23 protein-coding genes are annotated in these 25190 nt (G+C 60.9%); 16 read left to right on the forward strand and 7 right to left on the reverse strand.

Annotated features, from left to right (window positions below):
- Positions 1-95: 95 nt before the first annotated feature.
- The 3 genes from AC6I99_RS01275 to AC6I99_RS01285 all read left to right on the forward strand — a co-directional run bounded on the left by AC6I99_RS01275 (position 96) and on the right by AC6I99_RS01285 (position 3499).
- Entirely contained in the window at positions 96-1577 is a 1482-nt protein-coding gene (locus tag AC6I99_RS01275) for a SpaH/EbpB family LPXTG-anchored major pilin (protein WP_497943825.1), read from the forward strand.
- A 161-nt stretch (positions 1578-1738) separates the two neighbouring features.
- Positions 1739-2680, forward strand: coding sequence for a class C sortase (locus AC6I99_RS01280; protein WP_497943824.1), 942 nt, complete (start codon positions 1739-1741; stop codon positions 2678-2680).
- A gap of 39 nt (positions 2681-2719) precedes the next feature.
- Positions 2720-3499 (forward strand): SDR family NAD(P)-dependent oxidoreductase, encoded by a 780-nt coding sequence (locus AC6I99_RS01285; protein ID WP_309929163.1) that lies wholly within the window; start codon positions 2720-2722, stop codon positions 3497-3499.
- Here AC6I99_RS01285 and AC6I99_RS01290 read toward each other — a convergent pair.
- Positions 3462-4538: an FUSC family protein gene (locus AC6I99_RS01290; RefSeq protein WP_497946859.1), complete on the reverse strand. Its 1077-nt coding sequence runs from the start codon at positions 4536-4538 to the stop codon at positions 3462-3464. The genes AC6I99_RS01285 and AC6I99_RS01290 overlap by 38 nt on opposite strands.
- A gap of 212 nt (positions 4539-4750) precedes the next feature.
- On the opposite strand from AC6I99_RS01290, the gene AC6I99_RS01295 reads away from it, so the two are divergent.
- The 3 genes from AC6I99_RS01295 to AC6I99_RS01305 all read left to right on the forward strand — a co-directional run bounded on the left by AC6I99_RS01295 (position 4751) and on the right by AC6I99_RS01305 (position 6762).
- A complete protein-coding gene (locus tag AC6I99_RS01295) occupies positions 4751-5737 on the forward strand; it encodes an aldo/keto reductase (RefSeq protein WP_497943823.1) in 987 nt (328 codons plus the stop codon).
- A 45-nt stretch (positions 5738-5782) separates the two neighbouring features.
- Positions 5783-6250, forward strand: coding sequence for an SRPBCC family protein (locus AC6I99_RS01300; RefSeq protein ID WP_497943822.1), 468 nt, complete (start codon positions 5783-5785; stop codon positions 6248-6250).
- A gap of 80 nt (positions 6251-6330) precedes the next feature.
- Positions 6331-6762, forward strand: a complete 432-nt coding sequence (locus tag AC6I99_RS01305; RefSeq protein ID WP_497943821.1) for a GNAT family N-acetyltransferase — start codon at positions 6331-6333, stop codon at positions 6760-6762.
- A 3-nt stretch (positions 6763-6765) separates the two neighbouring features.
- Here the strand turns inward: AC6I99_RS01305 and AC6I99_RS01310 are convergent, their stop codons facing one another.
- Positions 6766-7167 carry a VOC family protein gene (locus AC6I99_RS01310; RefSeq protein WP_309929177.1) on the reverse strand — a complete coding sequence of 134 codons (402 nt, stop codon included), beginning with the start codon at positions 7165-7167 and terminating at the stop codon, positions 6766-6768.
- Positions 7168-7199: 32 nt separating this feature from the next.
- Positions 7200-8132: a DMT family transporter gene (locus AC6I99_RS01315; RefSeq protein WP_497943820.1), complete on the reverse strand. Its 933-nt coding sequence runs from the start codon at positions 8130-8132 to the stop codon at positions 7200-7202.
- On the opposite strand from AC6I99_RS01315, the gene AC6I99_RS01320 reads away from it, so the two are divergent.
- Positions 8131-9546, forward strand: a complete 1416-nt coding sequence (locus AC6I99_RS01320) for an aminotransferase-like domain-containing protein (protein WP_497959884.1) — start codon at positions 8131-8133, stop codon at positions 9544-9546. The two genes, AC6I99_RS01315 and AC6I99_RS01320, sit on opposite strands and share 2 nt — an antisense overlap.
- A 142-nt stretch (positions 9547-9688) precedes the next feature.
- Here AC6I99_RS01320 and AC6I99_RS01325 read toward each other — a convergent pair whose 3' ends face one another.
- Positions 9689-10840 (reverse strand): ROK family transcriptional regulator, encoded by a 1152-nt coding sequence (locus AC6I99_RS01325; RefSeq protein ID WP_497959887.1) that lies wholly within the window; start codon positions 10838-10840, stop codon positions 9689-9691.
- 285 nt (positions 10841-11125) lie between these two features.
- On the opposite strand from AC6I99_RS01325, the gene AC6I99_RS01330 reads away from it, so the two are divergent.
- Genes AC6I99_RS01330 through AC6I99_RS01345 form a run of 4 tightly spaced genes read left to right on the forward strand, consistent with a single transcriptional unit; the run spans position 11126 to position 15649 of the window.
- On the forward strand, positions 11126-12544 hold the full coding sequence (locus AC6I99_RS01330) for an ABC transporter substrate-binding protein (RefSeq protein WP_497959888.1): 1419 nt from the start codon (positions 11126-11128) through the stop codon (positions 12542-12544).
- Positions 12541-13539, forward strand: a complete 999-nt coding sequence (locus tag AC6I99_RS01335) for a carbohydrate ABC transporter permease (RefSeq protein ID WP_497959889.1) — start codon at positions 12541-12543, stop codon at positions 13537-13539. The genes AC6I99_RS01330 and AC6I99_RS01335 overlap by 4 nt, the downstream gene beginning before the upstream one ends.
- Positions 13539-14468, forward strand: coding sequence for a carbohydrate ABC transporter permease (locus AC6I99_RS01340; RefSeq protein ID WP_497959891.1), 930 nt, complete (start codon positions 13539-13541; stop codon positions 14466-14468). The genes AC6I99_RS01335 and AC6I99_RS01340 overlap by 1 nt, the downstream gene beginning before the upstream one ends.
- A 29-nt stretch (positions 14469-14497) precedes the next feature.
- On the forward strand, positions 14498-15649 hold the full coding sequence (locus AC6I99_RS01345; RefSeq protein WP_497959893.1) for an MGH1-like glycoside hydrolase domain-containing protein: 1152 nt from the start codon (positions 14498-14500) through the stop codon (positions 15647-15649).
- Here the strand turns inward: AC6I99_RS01345 and AC6I99_RS01350 are convergent.
- On the reverse strand, positions 15633-16202 hold the full coding sequence (locus AC6I99_RS01350; RefSeq protein ID WP_497959896.1) for an SGNH/GDSL hydrolase family protein: 570 nt from the start codon (positions 16200-16202) through the stop codon (positions 15633-15635). The genes AC6I99_RS01345 and AC6I99_RS01350 overlap by 17 nt on opposite strands.
- Positions 16203-16231: 29 nt before the next feature.
- Here AC6I99_RS01350 and AC6I99_RS01355 point away from each other — a divergent pair, with 29 nt between their 5' ends.
- Complete coding sequence (locus AC6I99_RS01355; RefSeq protein ID WP_497959898.1) at positions 16232-17998, forward strand: class I mannose-6-phosphate isomerase; 1767 nt, start codon at positions 16232-16234, stop codon at positions 17996-17998.
- An 11-nt stretch (positions 17999-18009) separates the two neighbouring features.
- Here the strand turns inward: AC6I99_RS01355 and AC6I99_RS01360 are convergent, their stop codons facing one another.
- Together AC6I99_RS01360 and AC6I99_RS01365 are read right to left on the reverse strand one after the other, a co-directional pair.
- Positions 18010-18957 (reverse strand): ROK family protein, encoded by a 948-nt coding sequence (locus tag AC6I99_RS01360; RefSeq protein ID WP_497959901.1) that lies wholly within the window; start codon positions 18955-18957, stop codon positions 18010-18012.
- An 11-nt stretch (positions 18958-18968) separates the two neighbouring features.
- Positions 18969-19946: a Gfo/Idh/MocA family protein gene (locus AC6I99_RS01365; protein WP_497959904.1), complete on the reverse strand. Its 978-nt coding sequence runs from the start codon at positions 19944-19946 to the stop codon at positions 18969-18971.
- Between the two features lie 104 nt (positions 19947-20050).
- Between AC6I99_RS01365 and AC6I99_RS01370 the strand changes: the two genes are divergently transcribed.
- From AC6I99_RS01370 to AC6I99_RS01385, 4 genes are read left to right on the forward strand one after another with little or no spacing between them, the layout of a single operon-like run.
- Positions 20051-21100, forward strand: a complete 1050-nt coding sequence (locus AC6I99_RS01370; protein WP_497959906.1) for a zinc-dependent alcohol dehydrogenase — start codon at positions 20051-20053, stop codon at positions 21098-21100.
- On the forward strand, positions 21100-21897 hold the full coding sequence (locus AC6I99_RS01375) for a sugar phosphate isomerase/epimerase family protein (RefSeq protein ID WP_497959907.1): 798 nt from the start codon (positions 21100-21102) through the stop codon (positions 21895-21897). The genes AC6I99_RS01370 and AC6I99_RS01375 overlap by 1 nt, the downstream gene beginning before the upstream one ends.
- Positions 21897-23222, forward strand: a complete 1326-nt coding sequence (locus AC6I99_RS01380) for an MGH1-like glycoside hydrolase domain-containing protein (protein WP_497959908.1) — start codon at positions 21897-21899, stop codon at positions 23220-23222. Before AC6I99_RS01375 ends, AC6I99_RS01380 begins: the two co-directional genes overlap by 1 nt.
- Positions 23219-25138 (forward strand): glycogen debranching N-terminal domain-containing protein, encoded by a 1920-nt coding sequence (locus tag AC6I99_RS01385; RefSeq protein ID WP_497959911.1) that lies wholly within the window; start codon positions 23219-23221, stop codon positions 25136-25138. The genes AC6I99_RS01380 and AC6I99_RS01385 overlap by 4 nt, the downstream gene beginning before the upstream one ends.
- The last annotated feature ends 52 nt before the right edge of the window (positions 25139-25190 follow it).

The raw sequence follows: 25190 nt of genomic DNA on the forward strand, positions 1-25190 counted from the left end.
CTCCTGGTCCTGTGCGTGTTGCGGGGCGGGCGGTGCATGTCCATCTCCGAGTACCACCTGTAGGAAGAACCATCACGATGAAAGAGGAAAACACTGTGAGTAATCACCACACCGGGCGGCTTTGGAAGACCGCCGCCGCCACGATCGCCGGGGCGGTGTTGGCGATGTCCTTCTCCGTGGCCCCGGCTTCGGCTGCGCCCCTGGTTGACGGGGACACGACCGGTTCCATCACGGTCCACAAGTTCGAACGTCCCTCCACCCCGACGGGCCTGCCGAACAACGGCACGTCCGTGGACACCACCGGCCTGACACCGTTGGCCGGTATCGAGTTCACCATCGAGCAGGTCAACACCATTGACCTGTCCACCAACGCCGGCTGGGACGCCGCGCACAACCTCTCCAGCGTCTTCGCCCCGGCCAACGCGGCCGGTTCGATCACCGGCGCCGGGTACACCCTGGGTGCTGCCCAGGTGAAGACCACCGACGCTGCCGGCACCGCAGCTTTCACCGCCTTGCCGGTTGGCCTGTACCTGGTGACGGAAACGAACTACCCGGCCGGTGTGACACCCTCGGCCCCGTTCCTGGTCTCCGTTCCGTTGACGGACCCGGATAACAACGACAACTGGATCTACGACGTCCACGTCTACCCGAAGAACTCCGTTGCCGGTGCTGAAAAGACCGTCACGGACGCCCCGGACGTGAAGCTCGGGGACCAGATCGACTTCACCATCACCGGTGACATCCCGAACGAAGCCGTCATCGATGGCTACAAGATCGTGGACGTCCTGGACCAGAAGCTGACCTACATCGGCGCGTCCGCGACCCTCGTTGACGGCACACCCCTGACCGCGGGCACGGACTACACCGTGAACTTCGACGCCGCGAACAACACCGTCTCGGTCATCTTCACCCCCGCCGGCCTGGCCAAACTGGCAGCCCACACCGACACCCGCGTGCAGGTCATGGTCAACACCAAGGTCAACACCATCGGTGAAATCGAAAACGAAGCCCTCGTTTACCCCAACGCTGCCAGCTTCACCATCGCCCCGGGCCAGCCCGGCGGCCCGGTCGTCACGCCCCCGGTCGTGACCAAGTGGGGAGAAATGACCCTGCAGAAGGTCAACGAGAACGGTGCAGCCCTTGCCGGTGCCGCGTTCTCCGTCTACACCAACGAAGCCGACGCGAAAGCCGGAACGAACCCGGTAGACCTCAACGGCCAGAGTGTCTTCACCGTCGCCGCGGACGGCACCTTGACGATCTCGGGCCTGCGTTACTCGGACTGGGCCAACGGCGCAGCCGTGGCACCCGGAACCCCGGACTACCGCACCTACTACCTCGTGGAAACCACCGCCCCGGCAGGCTATGAACTGCTCGCCGAGCCGGTGTCCTTCCTGATCAACAGCACCACCACCGGCGTCGGGATCGACCTGCAAGTCAAGAACATCCCCTCCAACAGCGGCTTTGAACTGCCGCTGACCGGTGGCGTCGGAACCGGCATCCTCTACGCAGCAGGAGCCCTGTTCGTCGCCGGCGCAGCCCTGATGCTCGTCCGCAACCGCCGCACCAGCAACAACTAACACCAACACCAACACCTGTGGGGGCCGCTACCGCGGCCCCCGCAGCAACCCCAAGTGGGGAAGAACGCCAACCAGGCGCTCTTCCCCACTTGCATTCCCTTCTGCAGTCTCCATAACTGCTGCACTGTTCCAATCGACTCACCCCAGCTACAAGATTCTTGATGACACACGCCCCAACCCGCACCCGTCGTGGACTCCGGTATCTGACCGGACCCTGGAGCCGGCAACGGCTCCTGATCGTGGTGGTCGCGGTGATGGGCGTCGGGATCCTGCTTTATCCCACGGCGGCAGCCTGGTTCTCGGATCGCGTCCATGCCACCGAGATCAGCGGGTACGTGGACTCTGTCCAGACCATGAACCCTTCCGCGAAGAAGTCCCTCCTGGACCAGGCCCGGGAGTTCAATGAAGAACTGCCTTCAGGACCCCTCCGGGACCCTTACTCCCTGAACGAAGCAGGCGAGCAAACCACCATTGGTGCCGGCTCCGAGGCGTACAAGAAGATGTTGGCTGTGGGCCCTGGAGGAATGATGGGCCGCATCAGCATTCCCTCCATCCACGCGGATTTGCCCATCTTCCACGGTACGGACGAGGACACTCTCTCCAAAGGTGCGGGCCACCTCTTCGGGTCCGCGCTGCCAGTGGGCGGCGAAGGCACTCATAGTGTCTTAAGTGCCCACTCAGGATTCGTCAATGCCACCCTTTTCGACGACTTGGACAAAGTCCATGAAGGCGATGTTTTCAGCATCAACGTGCTCGACGAGACCATCTACTACAAGGTCGACCAAATCCTCACGGTCCTGCCAGATCAAACCGAGGCCCTGCGCAAAGTCGAGGGCAAGGATTACCTCACACTCATTACCTGCACCCCCAAAGGCATCAACAGCCACAGACTTCTGGTTCGGGGCGAACGAACCACTGCCCCCACCAGCGCTGACGGACCCCGCACTCTGCCGTCCACTACAACAGACCCCGGATTCCCCTGGTGGATTCTCGGCATCACCGGTTCGATAGCCCTCGCCATCATCGCCACCAAGCCACGCAGGCGGCCCTCTGACGAAGAGCACGGGCCCTCTGGCGAAGAGCACTGGCCTTTTGACGAATAGACAGGGGCGCCGGGAGCGTTCAGCGCATAGTCTAGGCGCATGACGACTCGAGCCAATGAACTCACCGCCCTGGTCACCGGTGCCACGGCCGGGCTCGGTGCGGAATTCGCGCGCCAGCTCGCCGAAGCCGGACACCACCTTGTCCTGGTAGCCCGCGATGAAGAACGCCTCAAGGAAAAGGCTGAGGAGTTCGAACGCGACTTTAGTATCTCGGCGGAGGTTCTGTCCGTCGACCTGACTACCGACGTCGGGGTTTCCTTGGTGGCTGACCGCTTGCGGGACGCGGCGCGACCCGTCGACGTCCTGGTCAACAACGCCGGAATCGGACTCTTGAAGTCGTTCGAGCAGAACGATGTGGAGGAAGAAAAGCGGCACGTACGCCTTCACGTTCAGACACCGATGGAGCTGTGCCACGCGGCGCTGGAAGTCATGCTGGCACGTGGCAAGGGCCGGATCATCAACGTTGCCAGCGTCGCAGCCTTCGCCAACAGGGGCACCTACTCGGCGGCCAAAGCCTGGCAGGTGACGTTCAGCCGTTGGGCGAATATTGCATATGCGAAGTCCGGCGTGCAGGTCACAGCGGTGTGCCCTGGTTTCACGCACACAGAATTCCACGACCGCATGGGCATGGATAAGTCCGTGGCGCCGAGATTCCTGTGGCTCACCGCCGAGCGCGTGGTGCGGGAAGGGCTGGAGGACAACGCCGCGGGCAAGGCTGTTTCCATCCCGACGCGTCGATACAAAGTGGTTAGCTTCTTTGCGCGTATCTTGCCGGCGAAGCTTACCTCCGGCCCGCCGCGCCGGCCCCTGCAGCCCTAGGAGCCGCAACCACTGGTGCCCTGACCAGCACCGCTACCGCGATTCCAACCACCGCTCCGACAAACGTCTCGACCGCCCGCTCCATCACCAGCACACCCGGATCCATGGGCGACGCCAGTTGGGCGATGAGCAGGACCACGGGCGTGAAGAACACCATGGCCCAGCCATAGTGGCGCGCCATGAACAGCTCAGTGGGGAACTGGCAAAGGACCACCACAATGGCCAGGACGATGGCAGCATGGCCGGGGAAATACTGCAGCGGTGACAACGGACTTGGGAAAAGTACGACGGCGACCACCGCCAACCCGAGGAACGTTCCCACGATGCGGTGGATGCCTCGGTGAACGCGGCTCGGGAGGTCAGCACCTGCCAAGGGTACGGCTGCTGCGGCCATGGCCCAATGCGGATGGCCGCTCCCACTCAGAACGCCACAAGCGCCGGCAGCACTGACAGCGAGAGTGTAGCGGGCCGCATGAACAAGGGCAGATTGCCGTAAGGGTCCGCGGAGGACGGGGACATCGCGGGCAGCGCCCGGCTCCCACCTTCGGTGCCGAAGCCAGCCAGCGAATCCGACCAGAATCGAGAACGCCGCCGAAGCTGCACCGATCAGCACCGCCGTCAGGAACGGAACGCTGGTGGGGACCGACGCGCACGCCCCCAGGGCGAGGATGCCGAAGAAAGGCCCGATCGGTTTGAGACGCACTGCGTCTGCATATAAGGAACCTGCGCCGGCAAAGAGCGTCGCCACCAGCACCAGCCACCAGGAATGGATGTGGTTGACGGAAAGAAGCGTGCCGATCGTGAGCCCGCCAACCAGAACAAGCGCGGCTTGGGCTTGGTGTTTGAGCCGCAGTTGGTGGGTTTCGTTGCGTCCGTACATTCCGGTGAGCGCGCCGAACACCGCATACATCATGAGGTCCGGACGGCCCACGAGAATCAGGACCAGCCCTGGAACTGCGACACTGAGGGCCACCCGAACCGCCGACAGGCGGTCGTTGTTTGGCGGCCCTAGCCTGTGGAGCTCCCGGGCATGTGCCATGAATGCGGGCAGGGAAAACACCACCAATCATTCAAGGCCTATGGGTGAACTATCAGTATCGAAAAGTATCAGGAGGCCATGCTGGCCCGCCATAAGCCCGGTCACAACCCGTAGCAAGGCACTGGCAGTACCCCTTACGTCAGTGCCTCCCAAATGGCTTGGGAAGGTTGTTGACTGGATCAATCGAGTTATTCGAAGCAAAGGGAGGCATCATGCACACACGGACACTTGGGCAAGGCCTGGAGGTCTCCGCTATCGGGCTTGGCTGCATGGGCATGTCCCAAAGCTACGGCCCAAATCCGGGGGACCGGGCGGCGATGATCAAGGTGCTCCGCGAAGCAGTGGAGATCGGAATCAATTTCTTTGACACGGCCGAGGTGTACGGGCCGTTCGTCAACGAGGAACTCGTCGGCGAGGCGCTTGCTCCTATCAAGGACCAGGTAGTCATTGCCACGAAATTCGGCTGGCGGATCGAAGACGGCAAGTCCGTTGGGCTGGACAGTTCTCCTGAACGGATCAAACGGGTGGCGGACGAGTCGCTCCGCAGGCTTGGGGTGGAAACCCTGGACCTTTTTTATCAGCACCGTGTTGATCCCAACGTGCCCATCGAGGACGTCGCGGGAGCTGTGGGTGAGCTGGTCCAGGTCGGTAAAGTACGCCACTTCGGCCTGTCCGAGGCATCCGCCAGCACTATTCGCGCGGCCCACGCGGTCTTTCCCGTGACCGCTGTCCAGAGTGAATATTCGTTGTGGACACGGGATCCGGAACCGGAGGTGCTGCCCGCCCTCGCGGAACTCGGCATCGGCTTTGTCCCGTTCAGCCCACTCGGCAAGGGATTCCTCACGGGCACTGTGGATCCGTCCACCCAATTTTCGCCGGGTGACGTCCGCGGTACTATCCCTCGATTCACGGCTGAAAACCGGGCGGCCAACCAGGCCCTGGTGGATCATGTGGCCGAACTCGCCGCCTCGAAAGGTGCATCACCCGGTCAGATCGCGCTGGCTTGGCTTCTCGCGCAGCAGCCATGGATCGTCCCGATCCCGGGCACACGGCGTCGGGAACGACTTGAAGAAAATACTGCCGCAACCAAGGTTGCGCTCTCCGCTGATGAAGTTGCCGATCTGGATACCATGGCCAGCCGGATCGGGGTGCAGGGCAACCGCTACAACGATCAACACATGGGCCTCGTGGGAAGGTAACAGCAACACTGAGCGCTGCCCGGCAGAGTCTGGGAAGATCAAGGTATGCCCGTAGCTTTCGTCTGCCGAACCCGCTCCGCCATGTCACCGCAGGAGTTGTTCGACCTCTCCCGAAACATCGACGCCCATGTGGGGTCAATGACCAAAAGCAGGGAAAAGGCCATAGACGGCGTCACGACAGGCCTGATCTCGGAAGGCGAGCAGGTCACCTGGCAGGCGTGGCACCTCGGAGTCCGTTTCCGCATGACCAGCCGCATCACGCATATGGACGCACCGGCGTCGTTCACTGACGAGCAGGTGCGCGGCCCGTTCAAGTACCTCCGCCACACCCATGAATTCCGGCAGGACGGCAGCGGGACGCTGATGGTGGACACCGTGGAGTTCGCTGCCCCGTTCGGGCCGCTGGGCCGCCTGCTGGAGAAGCTGGTTCTGGCCAGATACCTGCAGGACTTGATCGAAACCCGCAATGGGTTTCTCGTGGGACAGGCACCACCCGCACTGGATAAACGGTGATCCGGCTAGCTCGAACAGACGATCTCCCGCGTTTGCAGGACATCGAACGGGCTGCGGGGGAAGCCTTTCGGGGACTGGGCATGGATCAGATCGCGGACGACGAACCCTTCTCCTTGGACGAGATGAACGTCTACGTAGGTGCCGGGCGTGCCTGGGTGTGGGTTGATGGGCTGGACTACCCCTTGGCGTATCTATTGACGGACATTGTTGATCGCAACGCGCACGTGGAGCAGGTTAGCGTGCACCCGGACCAAGGGCATCAAGGACTCGGCCGCGAACTGCTGCATGCGGCAAGGGTGTGGGCAAGGGGGCATGGCATGCAGCGCCAGACCCTGAGCACCTTTCGCGACGTGCCGTGGAATGCGCCGTACTATCGGCGGTTGGGGTTCCAAGCGCTCGACGCCGGCAGTTGGGGTCCTGAGCTGGCCAGGCTCATGGAGCACGAAGCTGAGTTGGGGCTGACGCGTTGGCCTCGGGTTGCCATGTGGCGTCCTGTGGTTCCGCCGACGTAGCTACTATTCAGCCACCAACTCAACTTCGTAACTGTCAGTGTTGATCAAATACGCCGCGTAGTGGTCCGGACCGCCGGCATGCGGGTACTTCGACTCGAACATCTCGTACCAGCCGGCGTCGGCACCGAGCGCGCGGATCCGGTCCACATTTTCCCGGGTGCCGGCATGGAAGGCCACATGATTGAGCCCGGGATCAGTGCGCCGGTGGGCCGTTCCGGTGATGGCATCCGTGCCTTCCACCACCACGTACGTGCCATTGAGCTTCCAGCTGCAGCCAGTGGGCCACTCCTGGAAAGGCTTGTAACCAAGCTCGCCTAAGAGCCAGCCCCACTCCTCCCGGGCTCGTTCAAGGTGCGGCACCCAGATCTCAAGGTGATGGATCGAACCCACAGTTGCGTCAGGCATGCGCCGAGTCTACGAGACTTGGCGTGGCAGCGTCAGGGATTCGACGGCGGGTTGAGCCTTACGCGGACAGCGGCGCCTGCACAGAGGATCACGGCGAGCCCGCCAACCGCGGTGGTCCACGTCATCGACTCTCCCAAAAGCAGGCTTGCCCACGCGATGGTCATGACCGGTTGGACCAGTTGGATCTGGCTGACCTGTGCCATGGGTCCGATCGCCAGGCCGTGGTACCAGGCGAAGAATCCGAGGAACATGCTCACAACTCCCAGGTAAGCGAAGGACAACCACTGAACCGGTGTAGCAGAGGGCGCTCCCGATCCCAGTGAAAGGACGGTCAGCAGCAGCATGACAGGAGAGGCGACAACCAGCGCCCACGAGATTGTCTGCCACGGGCCGAGTTCGCGCGCCAGAAGACCTCCTTCTGCGTAGCCTATTGCTGCCGCAATCACCGCGCCGAGGAGCAGCAGGTCGGCCCAATGAAGCTGACCGAAACCGCCGGACTGAACCAGCGCGAAAATCAGCGCGGCGATAACACCTATGGCCGTCAGGACCCAGAACAGGAGCCGCGGACGTTCACGGCCCCGGATCACCGCTACCGTTGCCGTGGCCGCAGGCAGTAGCGCGATGACGATGGCTCCGTGGCTTGCGGTGGTGGATGTCAGTGCGAACGTTGTCAGCAAGGGGAAGCCCGCAACGATGCCACCGGCCACCACAATCAGTCGAACCCACTGGAAGCCCTGCGGAAAGCGTTGGCGGGTCAGGCCCAAAGCCAGTGCCGCAAGAATGGCCGCAACAACGGCCCTGCCTGCCCCAATGAACAGCGGAGATAGGCCTTCAACGGCAACCCGGGTGAACGGCACCGTGAACGAGAATGCGACAACGCCAAGAAGGCCCCACCAGATGCCGGTCGACGTCCGCCTGGATACCACTGGCCGTGAAAGTGTAGTAGCGCTACTATTGTGACTCATGAATAACGATAGCAGTTCCCGGATTGTCTCGCGAGTAAAGGAATGGATCGCAGGGGCCGCGCCAGGAGCCAAACTGCCATCCACCCGTCAACTCGTGGCCGAATACCAGGCAAGTCCGGTGACGGTGCAGAAGGCGTTGAGGACCCTCACTGCCCAAGGCCTTATAGAAAGCCGCCCCGGAGTTGGCACCTTCGTGCGGGCATACCGCACCGCCAGGCCGTCCGATTATGGCTGGCAGACAGCGGCACTCCGGGCCGCGCAAACGCCGCGTCTGCTTAATTCTGGCGCCATGCGCAGCGCTTCGAACGACGTCATCGCATTCCACTCCGGCTATCCGGACCGGGAACTCCTGCCTGAACGGCTCGTCCGGGCCGCGCTAACCAGGGCCGCCCGCGGCGACGCTGCACTGTCGCGGCCACCCGCGCAGGGGCTTCCCGAACTGCAATCCTGGTTCGCCCACGAGCTCAGCACCTCAACGCCGGTTGGCGTCACGCCGCCCCAGCCGAGCGACGTCGTCGTGCTTCCCGGGAGCCAGAGCGGACTTAGCTCAATTTTTCGCGGGCTGGTGGGACACGGCCGGCCACTGCTGGTGGAGTCGCCCAGTTATTGGGGGGCGCTGCTGGCCGCCGGCCAGGCCGGCGTTCGGGTCATTCCGGTGCCGTCCGGTCCTGAGGGGCCGGATCCGGAGGAGCTCGGGAGGGCTTTCGAGGAATCAGGAGCCCGGATGTTCTACGCCCAGCCCAACTTTGCCAACCCCACGGGTGCCCAATGGTCACCCGAACGCGGCGAGGAGGTCCTCCGGATTGTGCGGCAGCACGGCGCCTTCCTTGTGGAGGACGACTGGGCCCACGATTTTGGCATCACCGCGCAATCCGTTCCGCTCGCCGCCCGGGACGATTCCGGCCACGTCGTGTACATCCGCTCGCTGACCAAAAGCGTCTCACCGTCCATCCGCGTGGCAGCGGTTATCGCCCGTGGACCCGCGCGGGAGCGCATCATGGGCGCGCAGGCCGCGGAGTCGATGTACGTCAGCGGCCTGCTCCAGGCTGCAGCGCTCGACGTCGTCACTCAGCCCGGCTGGCAAACGCACCTTCGAGGCCTGGGCCATCAGCTGCAGTCGCGCCGCGATCTGCTGGTCACCAGCCTCCGCGATCACGTGCCAGAGGCGCACCTCAGCCACTTGCCCAAAGGCGGCTTGAACCTGTGGCTCCGGATGCCGGACGGGTTCGACGTCGATCAGCTCACCAAGGATTGCGAAGCGGGCGGGGTCCTCATTGCCGCGGGAACGGAGTGGTTCCCTGCGGAACCTGAGGGCCCGTACATACGGCTCAACTACGCTGGCCCCAATCCTGGCGGATTTCCGGAGGGTGCGCGGATTATCGGCATGGCTGTTAAGGAGTTGCTGCCGGGCTAGGCGACGAGCCGGGGAATCTGCTTATCCGTGAAATAGAAGAGGCGTACGCGTTGCCTGGCACCACTGGAATACGAGGGGCAGCTGACACCTGAGAGATGAAGCTGGGGTGCCACAGGAAATTCCTAGTAGACCCCTCGGAATCTTAGGCAGCCAGCCGGGTATTGATTGCAGGTGCTGAGAATACGTGGTTCACCAACAGCCAGGACATGCCTCGAATTCCGGCATCCTCGCCCAGCGTGGCAAGGCGGACATCGAGATTGCGTGTAGCCCGGGGGAGCGACATTGGATAAAGCGTCTCTCGGATGCCACCAATAAGCGAGGACGATGCCAGATCTCCGGCAATGAGCAGCACGGCTGGGTTGAACAGGCAGACCACTGTGGCCATGACTTCCCCCAGTCGTCTGCCAGCCTCGTGAGTAAGGCGCATGGCCTCCACTTCTCCGGCCATCAAGTGACGTTGAACATCCCGGCCGGATGCGGCCGGGATGCCCATAGCGGTGAGATTTCTGGCAATGGCGCCACCGCTCGCGCCAGCAGCGAGACAGCCAAAGGATCCGCACTGGCACTGTAGTTCGGAGAAAGCGGGGAGTCGGATGTGTCCGATGTCGCCTGCCCCGCCGTCCACTCCTTGATACACCTGGCCGTTAATGACCAGCCCGGTCCCGATGCCCGTTGAGACCTTTACCAGACACAGTGAAGCAGTGTGCGGGAAGCCTGCGCTGTACTCGCCCGCAGCCATGGCGTTTGCGTCATTTTCCACGAGGACCGGGGCGGAGAAAGCATCGTGCAGAAAGTCTGCCACAGGGTACGCATCCCATCCGGGCATGATGGGGGGCTGGCTGGGCCGCAGTGTGTGGGGATCTACAGGGCCTGGGATGGATATACCCACGCCGGAGATTTTGGTGGGGGCGGTCTTGGTCTTTTTGAGGAGTTGCCGACCCGCGTGGGTGATGGCGCTAAGTACCTTTTCGGGTCCATCGCTGACGGCGAGGTCCAAGTGGTCCACTGCAAGGGTTTCTCCGCCAAGGTCAGTGAGGGCCACTGTGCAGGACGTAGTTTCGACTGTCGCGGCCAGAATGCACGAGTGCTGGAGGTTAAAAACCAGTTGTGTAGGTCGCCGTCCGCCTGAGGCCCTATCGGCACCGGCTTCCCGGATCAACCCGGCGCCAAGCAATGCATCCACGCGCTGTGCCACGGTCATGCGGGACATGCCGGTTTCCTCTTGGATGTCTCCACGGGTGCGGGCTTTGCCGGACTTGATCAGGTGAAGTACATCCCCTGGTCCCACATACATTTGTCACTCCTAGCTGTTGCAAGCTCTTGAACCAACGCCTTTGTAAGCCTTGGTGCCCTTGACTGTACGGGAACGCCAGTCCACGATCCACCTAATGCTAGACAGTTAGACAACATATGGATAGTCTTTAGGCACAAGTCCCGAACTGTGATTGCACTCACAGGTGGGGTTGTTTAGTTCTGATCCCCGAAATGCCGCCAATGCGGTCGGCGCTGCCCGGATCAGGGCGACCAGGGAGAATCTTGCGGAGCCGGTTCCGGCGACGCCCATGACAGGAGCATCGAAGTGAAGAGAACCAGAGGACCCGCAAAAGTCGCTGTGATTGCCGCAGCATCGCTCGCTGTGGCCATGCTTGCAGCTTGCACGCCCAACGAGGGTTCGGACAGTGGTTCAGGATCCAACGCCAACGCGGAGGCAATTACAGTCTGGACAGCGGACACGCTTCCTGACCGGGTAGCCAAGACTGAGGCCATCATTGCGAAGTTTACGGCCGCCACAGGAATCAAGGTTGACCTGGTGGGCGTGCCCGAAGATCAGTTCAACCAGGTGCTTACTTCCTCGGCGGCGGCGGGAGACCTTCCTGACGTCATAGGTTCCATCTCTCTGGCTCAGGTGCGCACATTGGCGGCCAACGATCTCGTGGATACCGGGACCAACGCTGCAGTCGTCAAGGAATTGGATGAAACGACCTTCTCTCCCCGTTCCCTTGAGTTGACGCGCGACGGTGATAAGCAGTTGTCCGTGCCCGACTCTTCCTGGCAGCAGTTGTTGTATTACCGCAAGGACCTTTTCGACAAGGCCGGCATCCCAGCACCCAAAACATACGACGACATCAAGGCAGCGGCACAAAAGCTCGATTCACCAGAAGTTGCGGGCCTCGTAGCGGCCAATAAGCCGGGTGAGGCCTTTACCCAGCAGACTTTTGAGCACATAGCCCAGGGCAATGGCTGCGAAATGGTAAACCAAGCAGGTGAAATTACGTTTGACAGCCCGGAATGCATTGGTGCCTTAACCTTCTACCGAGATGTGCTCAACGACTATTCAGTGGCTGGTGCACAGGACGTGGATACGGTCAGGGCAAGCTACTTTGCCGGGCAGGCAGCGATGTCTATTTGGTCGACTTTCATCCTTGATGAAATGGCCGGATTGCGAAATGATGCAAAGCCTACTTGCCCGGAGTGCGAGGCGGACCCTGCCTTCCTTGCCAAAAACACTGGCGTTGTTACCGGCATTCAGGGACCCGATGGAAGTCAGCCATCACAGTTCGGCGAGATTGTCTCCTGGACCGTCACGAAGGAAGCTGCTTCCGAATCCTCGAAAAAGTTCATCGAATACTTCATGGGTGATGGCTATGCCGACTGGTTGTCCATAGCCCCCGAAGGTCGCCTCCCGGTGAGGGCGGGCACCACGGCCAATCCCACCGAATACGCCGACAAATGGAAGACCATGCCTGCGGGTGTCGACAAGAAGGAACCGCTGGGCGACTTTTACTCCGCCGACGTCCTGTCCGTGCTGCAGAAGGGCCCCGATGACCTGAAGCGCTGGGGAATCACCCAAGGCCAAGGCGATCTTGTGGGCGCCGCGCTGGGTGAACTGCCCATCGCCAAGGCCGTCAGCGACGTGACATCCGGCGGAGTTGACCCTGCAACAGCAGCAAAGCAGGCAGCTGAGTCTCTGCGTTCCATCAAGGATTCCTTGAAGTGAGTCTTCCAAAGAAGAGTGCCTCGGCAGGGGGGTCGGCACAGTCCGCCCTGCCGGGGCAGCGCAAGCGCTCACCCATGGCGCGGGAGGAGCGGCGGGCCGGATTGACCTTGCTCTCACCTACGCTGATTCTGGTGCTGGTCATGGTGGTCCTGCCAATATTGTGGACCTTGGTCCTGGCGTTCCAACGTGTGCGGATCCTCAATATCCGCACGGCTGGAATCTTTGGCCCGTATACGCTCGACAATTTCGACAATGTGTTTTCCAGCAGTTTCTTTCAGTCGTTGGGGACCACGCTGGCCTACTCCATATTCGGAACGGCTGGTGCAATTGGCCTCGGCGTTGTCGCAACGTTCGCGCTACGAAGGCCCTTTAAGGGTCGTACCTTGGTGCGGGCCTCAATGCTGATTCCATATGTCTCACCGATTGTGGCAGTCACTTTCACGTGGACCACCCTGCTGGATCCGCAGTTCGGCCTCATCAATCACTGGGGCAAGGAACTGTTCGGCTGGGAGGAGTCGATCCCCTTCCTGAGCGAACGGTCCCGGGAAGTTTCATTCCTGGGAATGGACTTCAATGTTCCCACTGCCCTCATTGCCATCATTCTGTTCGAGGTGTGGCGGTCTTTTCCCTTTGCGTTCCTTTTCATCACCGCAAGGCTTCACGCTGTACCAGAAAGCCTTGAAGAAGCTGCCCGCGTAGACGGTGCCACACCTCTCCAGCGCTTCGCGTACATTTTACTTCCGCAATTGCTGCCAACGATCGCGATGCTGTCGGTGCTTCGTTTCATCTGGACTTTCAACAGTTTCGACGACATTTACCTGCTAACGGGTGGTGGAGCCGGGACGGAAGTTGTGTCGGTTGCAGTGTTCAACTTCCTAACAGCGCGGGGCGATATCGGCGCGGCTTCGGCCCAAGCCTTGGTTCTTGCCTTGATCCTTGGTCTGTTTGTGGGCATCTACATCAAGTTTTTCGCCAAGAAGGAGGAGGTCTCCTGATGACGGCCCCTACCACCACCAGACGCAGCGCCGCGCCACCCGTGCGGCAGCCCGCTTCCCGCTGGACGCGGGATGTCGTGGAAACCAGGATTTTCGGAGTCCTCCGCTGGGTTGTGATCATAGGGCTCTTACTTGTAACCCTTTTCCCCTTCTATTACATGGTCATCCTGTCGATGAAGCCGCTGGATGCATTGCTAAGGGATCCCGGCGCTTTGGCCATTCCTTTCAATGAGCTGGATTTTGGCGCTTATGTCAGCATCTTGAAACCCCAGGGAGAAGGCGGGCAAGGATTCCTGCAATTTATGGGTAATAGTGCGCTGGTGGCCGTGGGCACCGTGCTGATCTCTCTGGTCGTGGCAATTCCTGGTTCCTACGCCATCAGTCGTCTGAACTTCTTCGGTCGACGGCAAGTCAGCGCGTTGTTCCTTGCTGTCTATCTCTTCCCCAGCATTCTGCTTGCCATTCCCCTCTTCACTTTCTTCACACGCGTGGGCCTTCGGGGCCAACTGGTGGCGCTCCTGATCGTTTACGTCGCCCAAGTGATTCCAGTGACCATCTACATGCTTCGAAACTACTTCGACACCATCCCCACCAGCTTGGAAGAAGCGGCAGCGTTGGACGGGTGTAGCCGCCTCGGTGTGTTGTTCCGGATCAGCTTGCCTCTGGCAATGCCAGCGATCATTTCCAACGCCTTGTTTGTGTTCATGATTGCCTGGAACGAATTCCTGTTTGCCTTGCTGTTCCTCGTGAACTCAAGGCCAAGCTGGACTGTCTCGTTGGGCTTGTCCCAATTGGCGGGCAGCATTGAAGTGCCTACTACCGTGCTGATGGCCGGGTCAGTGGTTCTGACCCTTCCAATCATCATCATTTTCTTCGCCTCGGAACGGCTGCTCACTGAGGGCCTTACGGCAGGTGCGGAGAAAGGATGATGAAACCCCCCTCTGATCAACCTGGAAGTTTGTCCGCCCTATCGGACGACGTCCGGGTGCTCATGGAGTCGCATTGGCGCCCAGAGCTCGGCTACGCCGTCCCTAACCCGGAGACGTATCCGCATCTCTGGCTTTGGGATTCATGCTTCCACGCCATCATTTGGGCCATCCTTGGAGATGATCGGGCGGTAAACGAACTGGAAGCAGTCCTGTCCGGTCAACTGACCGACGGAATGGTCCCGCACATGCGCTACTCGGGTGCTGGACCGGACACCTGGCTCGGTCCGCTGAGCCGGACCTCTGCTTTGACGCAGCCGCCCATGTTTGGGCACGCGGCAAAGGTCCTGTCCGACGCGGGCATTTGCCTCGCCCCTGAGGTTCTGGCAAAGGCAAGGGCAGGGCTCGATTGGCTATGGGAGCACCGCCGGACCCCGGATGGACTTCTCTATGTGGTCCATCCATGGGAAGCGGGCAACGACCATTCGCCACGGTGGGACGACTGGGGTGCTCCAGGACGGACCAAAGAAGGCTACGATCGTGCCGCGCGGACCGCCTGGAACAAAGAGCGCATGAAGGACGTCTCATTCGCCCTTGATGGTTCCGCAGTGTGGTCCTCCAGCTTCGTGGCCTGCCCCGCGGCCTTTAATGCCTACGCCGCATACAACTTCCGCGAACTGGCAGCTGTCATCGGAGACGAGACGCTCGAAGCGAGGGCGCGGGAGTTGGCGGCTGCCATGGATGACCTGCTGTGGAACGAGGACGAGCGGCTGTGGTCCGACCTCGCCGTGGTTGGTGGTGGACCTTCGGTGCACACGCCCATCAGCGACGGCGTCATGGGTGCGCTTGTCACAGCGAACGAGAAGAAGGCCAACGCAGCGCTCCAGCAGTTGCAGGATCCTGTGAGGTTTGGTGCCGTGTTCGGTCCGTCGAATGTCGTTCGAACCCACGCTACTTATCAACCGGACACGTATTGGCGAGGCCCCGCCTGGCCGCCGTTGAATTATCTCTTCCAACAGGCCGCCAGGCGTCACGGCATGGATGGGACTGCGCTTGCACTGGCAAGGATCACGGAGGCTGGTGCTGCCGCCAGCGGCTTTGCGGAGTACTGGAACCCAGAGAACGGCCAGGGTTTGGGTGCTGTTCCCCAGTCCTGGGCAGGTCTTGTCATTGCCATGCAGTAGTGGCGCGGCTGACGGTGGCTTCCGCCAAGCAAGAATGCCCGGAGTCGTTGGGGTGGACGGTATCGGCATCCAGCATTGTTTGGGGGTCCCAGCCAATGGCTTCGACCACCAGAACCCCCGAAAACCTCCCGGCGATTCGTCGGAGTTCTGCGTTGTACCTCGCCACCAGAGTGTTGGAGCCGCGGTTGTAGGGAGCATGGCGGCTGAAATCCACGAGCTGGGGTTGGGCAATGACCAGGGTCAAGGCTTCAGGAGCCGTAGTTCGGAACGTGGCAAGAATGGTCTCCAATGCTGCCGAGTAGCTCCGGAAGAACGCCGGCGAGCTACCGCCCAGCCGGAGATCGTTGAGGCCCGTCATGAGCAGGTACATGCTGGCCTGCGGGGGAGAGTCTGCCCGGATCAGATCGGCGGTAGCCGTACTGATGCTTCCCCCAACAGCCCGGTTGTCCAATTCCAAACCCAACCTGCGGGATACGAGAGCAGCCACTGAGGACGCTGACGACGAGGCGCCGTCCCCGTCTATCCAGGAATGTCCATAACTAAGCATCTGCATCACTTCGTCACCTTCATGAATGGAAAAAAATGATCCCCACCAGCTACAACAAGTTCCCGAAGATCGTGGTCCCCGGTAACCCTAAGTCGTGGTCGGGAGTGGAGGCTTGGCTGGAAATTGCCCGGGCGGGCGCAGGGCCCATTGTTGTCGACACATATCCGGGGACGGACCTCGTGGAACTCCAGGCGTTCATCACTGAGGCCTTGCCCGGCCATCGGGTTCTGAACGTTGAGGACCTGGCCGCGCGCCCCATTGCGGAAATCGACGCGCTGATCGCGGCGAATTTGACGGAGGACAGGGTTTTTGGGGTTATGAGCCACCACACCCTTTCCGACTTTTACCGCACCAGCAAGTTGGAGGACATTGCGCAGTCGGTAACTGTATCGGACGTTCCCACTGTGTTGCTGGGTTGGGGAGCCGGCCTGGTCCCTGTTACGCCGCGCGTTCTCATCGTGGCGGACATGGCACGATGGGAACTGCAGCAACGCCAGCGTGCCGGAGCTCCAAACTGGCGGTGCGACAATACGAATGAGGACAACCTTCGCAAATACAAGCGGAGTTTCTTCGTCGAGTGGCGCGTGGCTGATCGCCATAAGCGGCAACTGCTTCCCGCCGTCGACTATGTGCTTGACGCCAATAGGGGCGCGCGCGATGCAAGGCTTATCACTGGAGAAGTATTCCACGCCGGCATGGCGGCAGCGGTGGCTGCTCCGTTCCGTGTGGTCCCATTCTTCGACCCCGGAGTCTGGGGCGGCCAGTGGATGAAGGAAGTCTGTGGCCTGGACAACCACGCCGATAATTACGCCTGGTGCTTCGACTGCGTCCCGGAGGAAAACAGCATTCTGTTGGATATTGGCGGGGAGATCATGGAGCTTCCCGCCCTGGACGTTGTCTTGACGCAGCCAGTTGCCCTCCTGGGTTCGCAGACTTATGCACGGTTTGGTGCCGAGTTTCCCATCCGGTTCGACATGCTGGACACCATGGGCGGCGGCAACCTCTCTTTGCAGGTTCACCCCCTGACGGACTACATTCAGGACCGCTTCGGAATGCATTACACGCAGGACGAGAGCTACTACCTCATGGACTGTTCTGACGATGCTGTGGTGTATCTGGGCCTTAAGACCGGAACGGAACCCGCCTCGATGATTGCCGCCTTGACGGAAGCGTCCGACGGCGGTGCCAGCTTTCCAGCGGAGCGCTATGTTAACGTCTTCCCCGCCAAGAAGCACGATCATTTCTCCATCCCCGCCGGTACCGTGCATTGTTCCGGAGCCAATTCGATGGTGCTGGAGATCTCCGCGACGCCTTTCATCTTCACCTTCAAGATGTGGGACTGGGACAGGATGGGGTTGGATGGCATGCCACGTCCAGTCCATCTGGACCATGCCAGCCGGAACATCCAGTGGGAGCGCAATACAGAGTGGGCGGAGAAGGAACTGCTCCACCAGGTGGAGCAGGTGGGATCTGGCCCCGGCTGGACGGAAGAGCGTACCGGCCTCCACGAACTTGAGTTCATTGAGGTCCGCAGGCACTGGTTTACAGAAGCCGTGCAACACCATACCAACGGGACCGTTAATGTGCTGAATCTTGTGGAAGGGGCTGAGGCTTTGGTAGAGAGTCCGGACGGAAACTTCCAGCCGTTCACGGTCAGCTATGCGGAGACCTTCATCGTTCCCGCCGCCGTGGGCGCCTATACGATCAGGCCGCTTGGAGAGCGAGTCAAACAGCCGCTGGCAACCGTCAAGGCGTATGTCCGAGGAACTGCAGCGGGACTGCCGCCTGTCGCCAGGGACTAAAATTCGTCTCCTCATACGATCCGGTTGGCCCAGGCTGCGGCTCCTGCGAGGGAAGCCTCCTGGAAATGCTCCGCGCTAGTGATCAGGAGCGGTCGCAAGGCAGGTACAGCAGATGTGATGCCGCTGCGAAGCGCGGGCTCCACAATGTCCCAGGAGCCTGCCATCGAGCCGCCCACCATTAACTCCTGGGCACCGAACTTCCTCAAGTAAGGACCGGTAACAGCACCGACGGCCGCGAAGGCTCTCTGCAGTACTCGGAATGCAACCGCGTCACCCTCACGGCTGAGTTGGGCGATGGCGTGGACGTCAGGTGCCTCCGTGCCGAGAGATCCGGTGGCCTCGGCATAGGCCCAGCGGATGGCGCGGCGAGAGGCCGTGTGTTCCAGCGGCCGGCCTTGGAAAGAAAGGTTGTAGCAGTTTCCACCGGGCGGAACCAGATGTCCGCCCTTTACCGGGAGTCCACCCTGAAGAAATGTAGACCCTATCCCGGTTCCTAATGTTATGCAGACTGCTCGCTCGGCCATGCCCTTGGCTTTGTCGCCCCGACTCAACGCGAAGGCTCCGATTCCGAACGCATCTGCGTCATTGAGGAACGCCATGCCATTGTGCGGATGGTTCAATCGACCTGTAAGTTCTGAACCAACATTGATGCCGCGCAGTTGGTCGAATTTACCCACGTCCCGATAATGGCCCATGCCCGTGGCGTAGTCGAAGGGGCCAGGCAGTGCGACGCCCCATAGTCGGGCGTGGTCGCGTCCCAAGGAGTTGGCTGCGGCCGCAAAGATGTCCAACAGATCATCGGCGGAACTCCCAGCTGGCAGACTTCGTCGAGTGATGCTGCCAGGAACCACGCGCCAAGACGTCGACAGGTGCGGTTGAGCCATGACGAGCCCGGCCGTGACATGAGTGCCGCCGATTTCCAAGACCGGCGTTGCTGCCGGATTTCCGTGAAGGGGCAAGCCCGCTCCCGTCACCGCCCGTTCCGCAATTCTTCAATCCACACCTGGCGGTGTTCCTTGGCGGAAAGAGCCGCCGCCTCCACGATCTCTTGGACGAGAAGTGCGCGCTCCACATCCACAGTTGGTGCGGTACCAAGACGGACGGCATCCGCGAACTCGCGGCGAAGGGCAGACCAGCACTGATCGTGGTCCATGCCCTCTGTGCTGTATTCAAGGCTCCCGGCAGCTGCATATACGTTCAGCGTGGTGGACGCGGAGGACCCGCTGATTGATCCTGACAGGGCAGCTTGACCCGTGGCACCGTTCGCATGGTAGGTGGTTAGCGTTCTGTAGGCAGCGTTCCCTTCGGTGCGGACCGCCAGAATTGGACCCGCCGCGATTTCCATGAGATCCAGCAGGTGCGGGCCGAGGTCGTACAAGGCCCCGTATTCCGACCGCCACCCCTTCCTGGCATCCCCGGAGAGGAAGCCCTCATCTAAAAAGCCGCTATGAAGGTACGTGCCCATCACCCCGGTCAATGTTCCCGTGGACCTGAGGATCCCCGCCGCAGCTAGGAAATCCCGCGTGCGCGGATGGTAGCGCTTGGTAAGTACGACGGCGTTCGGCGAACTGTTGCGCATGACCGCATCTCCGACCGTGATTGCCTGGTCCAGCGTGAGGCCCAGCGGCTTTTCGAGGAGCAACGCCAAGCCTGCGTCCGCCGCCTGGGGTACGAGTCCAGCTTGCACTGCAGGGGGCACGGCGAAATCCACTGCCTCGCATGATGCCAGCAGTTCTTCGTACGTGTTAAAGGCCGGCACACCGTGTCTCGCCGCGAGCTGCTCTGCAGTGCTTCCACTTGCCGACCAGATTCCCACAAGCTGGGTTTCAGCACCGGCAGCGTGCAGAGGAGCGTGCATAGTGGCGGCCCATTGTCCTGCGCCGACAAGCCCGACTCTTACCGGCGCGTAGGAGGAGGAATGGTGCCCTTCGGGCGGCATGGAAATCATGAATTGAAGCTACTCCAAGTTATGTCTAAAGTCTATGCATAATATGCCTACAAATGATGCTAATGTCTACTGCATCACATTCACGACCTAAGGATCGATGCGAAGTGTCACGCTTCCTCAGAATCGCTGCACCGCAAACCATTGCAATCATTGATGCCCCATCATCGACGCTGGAACCCGGCCAAGTTAGAGTGCGCACCCTCTACTCAGGCATTTCTGCAGGAACGGAAATGACGGCGTACCGGGGGACCAACCCTTACCTCACCTCCACGTGGAACCCGTCGATGCGGCTTTTTGAATCCGGACAGGGCGGCCTCAACTATCCTCTGGACGCCTGGGGCTATTCGGAAGTTGGCCAGGTGGTGGAAGTTGCCCCGCCCGCAGGGGCAGGAAATGACGCCGCGCCCGTGAGTGTTGGCGACATCGTTTGGGGGATTTGGGGTCACCGCGAGGAGGGCGTTCTCGCTGCAGAAACTCTGCGTGGTCACGTTCTTCCGTCCGGCACGGATCCCCTGGCAGGAGCTTTTGTCCGTGTCGGGGCAATAGCCCTCAATGCCGTGCTTGCTGCCGACCTTGGCCCCGGGTCTACCGTGGCCATCTTCGGTCAAGGGGTGATTGGCCTGCTCGCGACAAGATTTGCAGTGCAGAACGGGGCTACCGTGATCGCCGTTGACGGCATAGAAAGCCGCCGTAAGCGGTCCCTGGACTGGGGTGCGACTCACGCACTGGCCCCTTCCGACGAGCTTGCAGCCAACATGCGCGAACTGACCCACCTCGGCGGGACCGACGCCGCCATTGAACTCAGCGGCAGCTACCGCGGGCTGCAGCAGGCAACTCGAGCGGTCGGCGCCGATGGCACGGTGGTGGCGGCCGGCTTCTATCAAGGGGATGCGAACGGCGTCTTCCTTGGCGAGGAATTTCATCACAACCGCGTTCAGCTCCTGGCCTCCCAGATAGGCTCAGTCCCGAACCGCCTCCGTCCGCGGTGGGACATTGCCCGGATACAGACCACCGTTGTGGATTTCCTTTCCCGCGGCCTGGTAGATGCTCCCTCTCTGGTTACCCACAGGTTCCCGTTGGCTGCGGCAGCTGATGCCTATCATTTGCTGGACACCGAGCCCGCATCCGCACTCCAAGTTGTTTTGGAGTTCTGATGACACTGATAACTGTCCAGGAGCAACACCTTCCGGGGCGCACCCTTGAAGAGAAGTTCGACCATGCGCTCGCATGGGGTTTCGACGGCATCGAGCTGCGCTCTGCCGGGGATCTGCACTTCGCCTCCCGGCTTCCGGAACTTCGCAGGGCAAGGGATGCCGGCGTGGTCATGCCAACCGCATGCGTGGAGATGGGCCACTTCATCGGCGCTTTTGATGAGGCACTTCGAAGGGACGCCGTGCAGCAACTGACGTCTCAAATCAGCATCATGGCCGACATCGGCGGGCGCGGCGTGATGACTCCCGCATCCTACGGAATGTTCTCCAAGCGACTCCCTCCCTTTGTTCCGCCACGCACGCATGAGGAGGACACGGCTGTCCTCGTGGAAGCACTCACCTTTCTCGGAGAGCACGCCGCCTCCGAAGGCGTTGAGATCTACTTGGAACCGCTGAATCGCTATGAAGATCACATGATCAATCGGCTTGCGGACGGGGTGAAGCTGTTGAGCCTGGTAGGCCTGCCATCGGTGCGTCTGGCCCCGGATACCTATCACATGAACATCGAGGAAAGCGACCCCGCGGCTGCGTTGCAGGAAGCGGCCAATTACATTGGGCATATCCAAGCCAGTGACTCAAACAGACTGGAACCCGGGGCCGGAAACGTGGATTGGGCTCTGTTTGGTGCCACGCTCAAATCCATCGGATATCAAGGAACAGTCGCCATTGAGTCCCGCCTATCGGGCCCGGCAGATGACGTATTGCCACGTGTTGCATCGCTGTTGGGACGGTACCTCTGATGGTGGCCCTGGACAGCACTCTGCCGGATACCCCGATGACGCACGACGTGATCAGTGCCCGGGCAACGGTTGTCTTGGAAGCCAACTGGCGGACGAGCCACACTGTTCCAGCAGGTGGGCTGTACCCCCATCAGTGGAGCTGGGACTCATCGTTTATTGCCATCGGGCTCAGTTTGTTGTCACCGCGGCGGGCGGGCCAGGAGATGGACGCATTGTTCGCTGGACAGTGGCGGGATGGCCGCTTGCCGCAAATCATTTTCGATCCTCACAGGGATCAGGACTACGCGCCGGGTGCCGCCTTTTGGCAGTCGGGAAGCCTCGCAGATGCTCCCGTGAGAGCGGAGACCGCGGGTTTCGTACAGCCGCCGAACCATGCTTGGGCGGTGTGGAAGATTCATCAGGCAGACCCTGATGAGTCTCGTCGTCGATCCTTCCTCGAGCGCAACTACCCCAAGTTGCTGGACTGGCACAACTATCTGTCCCAGAGGCGGAATCGTGGCGCGTCCGGTCTGGCGAGCATAGTCCACCCCTGGGAATCCGGAACGGATAATTCTCCGTTATGGGACTTGGCAATGAAGAGCATTCCTTCGGAATGCCGGACACCGTTGGAACGCCCCGACCTGCAACACGCAGACGCGGGTGAGCGCCCAAGCCAGAAAGAATATGCAAAGTATTTTTGGATGGCCGAGCGCTATAGAGACCACGAGTGCGACGACGTCGATCCGGAATATCCGTTCCTGATGGAGGACCCGCTCTTTAATACACTCTGGGCCCTGTCGGAATATGCTTTGGCTGACATCGCCAACGAACTGGGATTGCCGTCAGCTCACCACGTGCAACGCGCACAAAAAGTTGTCTCAGCACTGGACGAACTCTTCATTCCGGAGCTGGGATGTTACGTGGCCAGGGATGTCCTTGACGGAAGTCTCGTTCCCAAGGCGACAATCAATGGGCTTCTCCCTTTGCTCCTGCCTGGGAATGCCAACGCTGAGGCCCTGCTGGAAACACTCCGTGGCCCGCGATTCATGGGCTCCGGGGCTGTGATGGTGCCCAGTTACGACGCTACTGCCATGGACTACGACCCCGCCCTGTATTGGCGCGGACCGGCATGGTTCAACATGTCCTGGATGATTGCAGAGGCCTTGGAAGGGCTTGGCGACATTCAGGGCGCCACATCGCTACGAAACAACGTAGCGTTCCTTGCTGCATCACATGACTTTCCTGAGTACGTAGATCCCCGTACGGGGGCTGCACATGGGACGCGCAAATTTAGCTGGACAGCCGCACTGGCTCTGGACGCAGCAACCGATAGGAGCAAACGATGACCACCTTTGCACCACCGTCAGCAGTGTCGGTTCTGGTAGCCCGTGGGGCGATGATGCGGGGGGCTGCAGACGGAAGCATCGGCCGCAGTGACTCTCCAGCGGAGGGAACACAAGGGCTATACGTCGCCGATACCCGCCTGCTCTCACGATGGCTCTTGGAAATTGGTGCCTCTTCCTTGTGGGACGTAGGCAATGTCAGTGAGCCGGGAAAGCGGACAATAGCGCTTGTCCCGACGTCGCAAAGGAACCAAACCCACGATATTTTTGCGGTGCGTGCCCAGCGACTGACTTCGTCCGGGCTGATGGAAGCTGTGGAGATCCGAAACCTCGGCCATGAGAACGCCATGATTCAAGTAGCCCTGCAGGCCGGCACCGATTTCGCGGACCAATTCACAGTTCGCACAGATGGCAGAAGGTTCGATCTCAGAGCCGCGACCAGTAGCGCTGTGATCCTGGATGACCGGTCAGTTGCGATGCGGTACACGCATACATTAAATCAACAGACATTCGAAGCGGCTCTCACCTTGGAAGTCAGTTCAGTTCCGGAGATTCTGCAGGATGTTCGCGATGGCCGGTTCGTAGGATTCGTCATGACCTGGATGCTTTGCATTCCGGCAGGCGGCACCCATACGCTGACGATCACGGCCACGGCGGAGAATGCTGCCGCGCCTCCCCATGCACCCTTGGGCATGCCAGCACTTGCCGTGGATACCAGCCCTTTGGGTGTCCAAAGCCGCCTGGACCTTGATTCGCTGATGATGCCATGTCCCACTATGCCGAACCTGAATATCCCTGCGGCCGGGTTGCCATGGTTTTTGACTCTCTTCGGACGGGACTCCTTGCTGACCTCGATGCTTGCGCGCGAGGAACGGCCGGAGCTCCTCGGCGATGTCCTCAGGGCGCTGGCAGCCACGCAGGGAGTGGTTAACCATCCTGGGCGGCTGGAACAGCCAGGCAAGATCGTGCACGAGGTTCGGGTCAGCGAACTTGCCCAACTCGGTCTTGTACCTTACTCCCGTTACTACGGCACAGTGGACTCGACGGCTCTCTTCCTCATGGCATTGGGCCACTTGGACGACCCCGCACTGATTCGTGAGTTGGAACCGGCGGCCAGGGCAGCAGTGGAATGGATCTGCAATGAAGGTGGGTTGGAAGCGACTGGTTTTGTCCGCTACATGCCAGACACCCAGGGCTTGATTCACCAAGGTTGGAAGGATTCATTCGATGCCGTTGCGGGGTCCGACGGCCGGGAACCAGTGGGCGCGATTGCCTTGGCCGAAGTTCAGGGCTACACATGGCGTGGCCTGCATGAGTGCGCACTTCTGGCCTCCGAGACATGGAACGACAAGCAGTGGGCGCGCAGGCTGTCCGGGCTCGCCGATTCTTTGCGGAAGAGATTCCGTGAGGCGTTTTGGATGCAGCAGCACGATTTTCCCGCACTGGCGTTGGACGGCGACAACCATCAAGTTGATGCCCTGGCCTCCAACGCAGGCCACCTTTTGTGGTCGGGGATTCTCGACGAGGACGATGCTCGCACCGTAACCGATCGCCTGCTTGGAGAAGAATTCTTCACCGGTTGGGGGATCCGAACCCTGGCCATCGGGCAATATTTCTACCACCCAATGTCCTATCACAACGGCTCAGTTTGGCCCCACGACACGATGCTGGCTGCAGAGGGAATGGCAGCCTACGGATTCAGTGAAGAAGCCGGCACCGTAGCCCGGGGCATCCGGGAAGCTGCGGCCCACTTTGGCAACTCCTTGCCGGAACTCTTCGGCGGCTTTTCCCGCGGGGACTTTCCGACGCCTGTGAGATATCACCATGCGGGATCGCCCCAGGCGTGGGCGGCAGCGGCAGGCCTATCCGCGGACCGGCTTGCGTCAGCGAACCAAGGCCGGGCCTACACGCCGTCTTAGGTAGGAAACTCAGGGGGAGAGTTGATGGACCACACGCAATTACTTGGGTTTG

The organism is Arthrobacter sp. TmtSoilC77, assembly GCF_059739415.1.

Coding starts and splice junctions, on each gene's coding strand:
- AC6I99_RS01325 (WP_497959887.1), bottom strand. CDS start 10,840: ATGTATGTGGGACCAGGGGATGTACTTCACCTGATCAAGTCCGGCAAA.
- AC6I99_RS01305 (WP_497943821.1), top strand. CDS start 6,331: ATGGATCAGATCGCGGACGACGAACCCTTCTCCTTGGACGAGATGAAC.
- AC6I99_RS01355 (WP_497959898.1), top strand. CDS start 16,232: ATGATCCCCACCAGCTACAACAAGTTCCCGAAGATCGTGGTCCCCGGT.
- AC6I99_RS01365 (WP_497959904.1), bottom strand. CDS start 19,946: ATGATTTCCATGCCGCCCGAAGGGCACCATTCCTCCTCCTACGCGCCG.
- AC6I99_RS01350 (WP_497959896.1), bottom strand. CDS start 16,202: ATGCAGATGCTTAGTTATGGACATTCCTGGATAGACGGGGACGGCGCC.
- AC6I99_RS01385 (WP_497959911.1), top strand. CDS start 23,219: ATGACCACCTTTGCACCACCGTCAGCAGTGTCGGTTCTGGTAGCCCGT.
- AC6I99_RS01285 (WP_309929163.1), top strand. CDS start 2,720: ATGACGACTCGAGCCAATGAACTCACCGCCCTGGTCACCGGTGCCACG.
- AC6I99_RS01290 (WP_497946859.1), bottom strand. CDS start 4,538: ATGGCACATGCCCGGGAGCTCCACAGGCTAGGGCCGCCAAACAACGAC.
- AC6I99_RS01280 (WP_497943824.1), top strand. CDS start 1,739: ATGACACACGCCCCAACCCGCACCCGTCGTGGACTCCGGTATCTGACC.
- AC6I99_RS01295 (WP_497943823.1), top strand. CDS start 4,751: ATGCACACACGGACACTTGGGCAAGGCCTGGAGGTCTCCGCTATCGGG.
- AC6I99_RS01315 (WP_497943820.1), bottom strand. CDS start 8,132: ATGAGTCACAATAGTAGCGCTACTACACTTTCACGGCCAGTGGTATCC.
- AC6I99_RS01300 (WP_497943822.1), top strand. CDS start 5,783: ATGCCCGTAGCTTTCGTCTGCCGAACCCGCTCCGCCATGTCACCGCAG.
- AC6I99_RS01340 (WP_497959891.1), top strand. CDS start 13,539: ATGACGGCCCCTACCACCACCAGACGCAGCGCCGCGCCACCCGTGCGG.
- AC6I99_RS01375 (WP_497959907.1), top strand. CDS start 21,100: ATGACACTGATAACTGTCCAGGAGCAACACCTTCCGGGGCGCACCCTT.
- AC6I99_RS01310 (WP_309929177.1), bottom strand. CDS start 7,167: ATGCCTGACGCAACTGTGGGTTCGATCCATCACCTTGAGATCTGGGTG.
- AC6I99_RS01380 (WP_497959908.1), top strand. CDS start 21,897: ATGGTGGCCCTGGACAGCACTCTGCCGGATACCCCGATGACGCACGAC.
- AC6I99_RS01320 (WP_497959884.1), top strand. CDS start 8,131: ATGAATAACGATAGCAGTTCCCGGATTGTCTCGCGAGTAAAGGAATGG.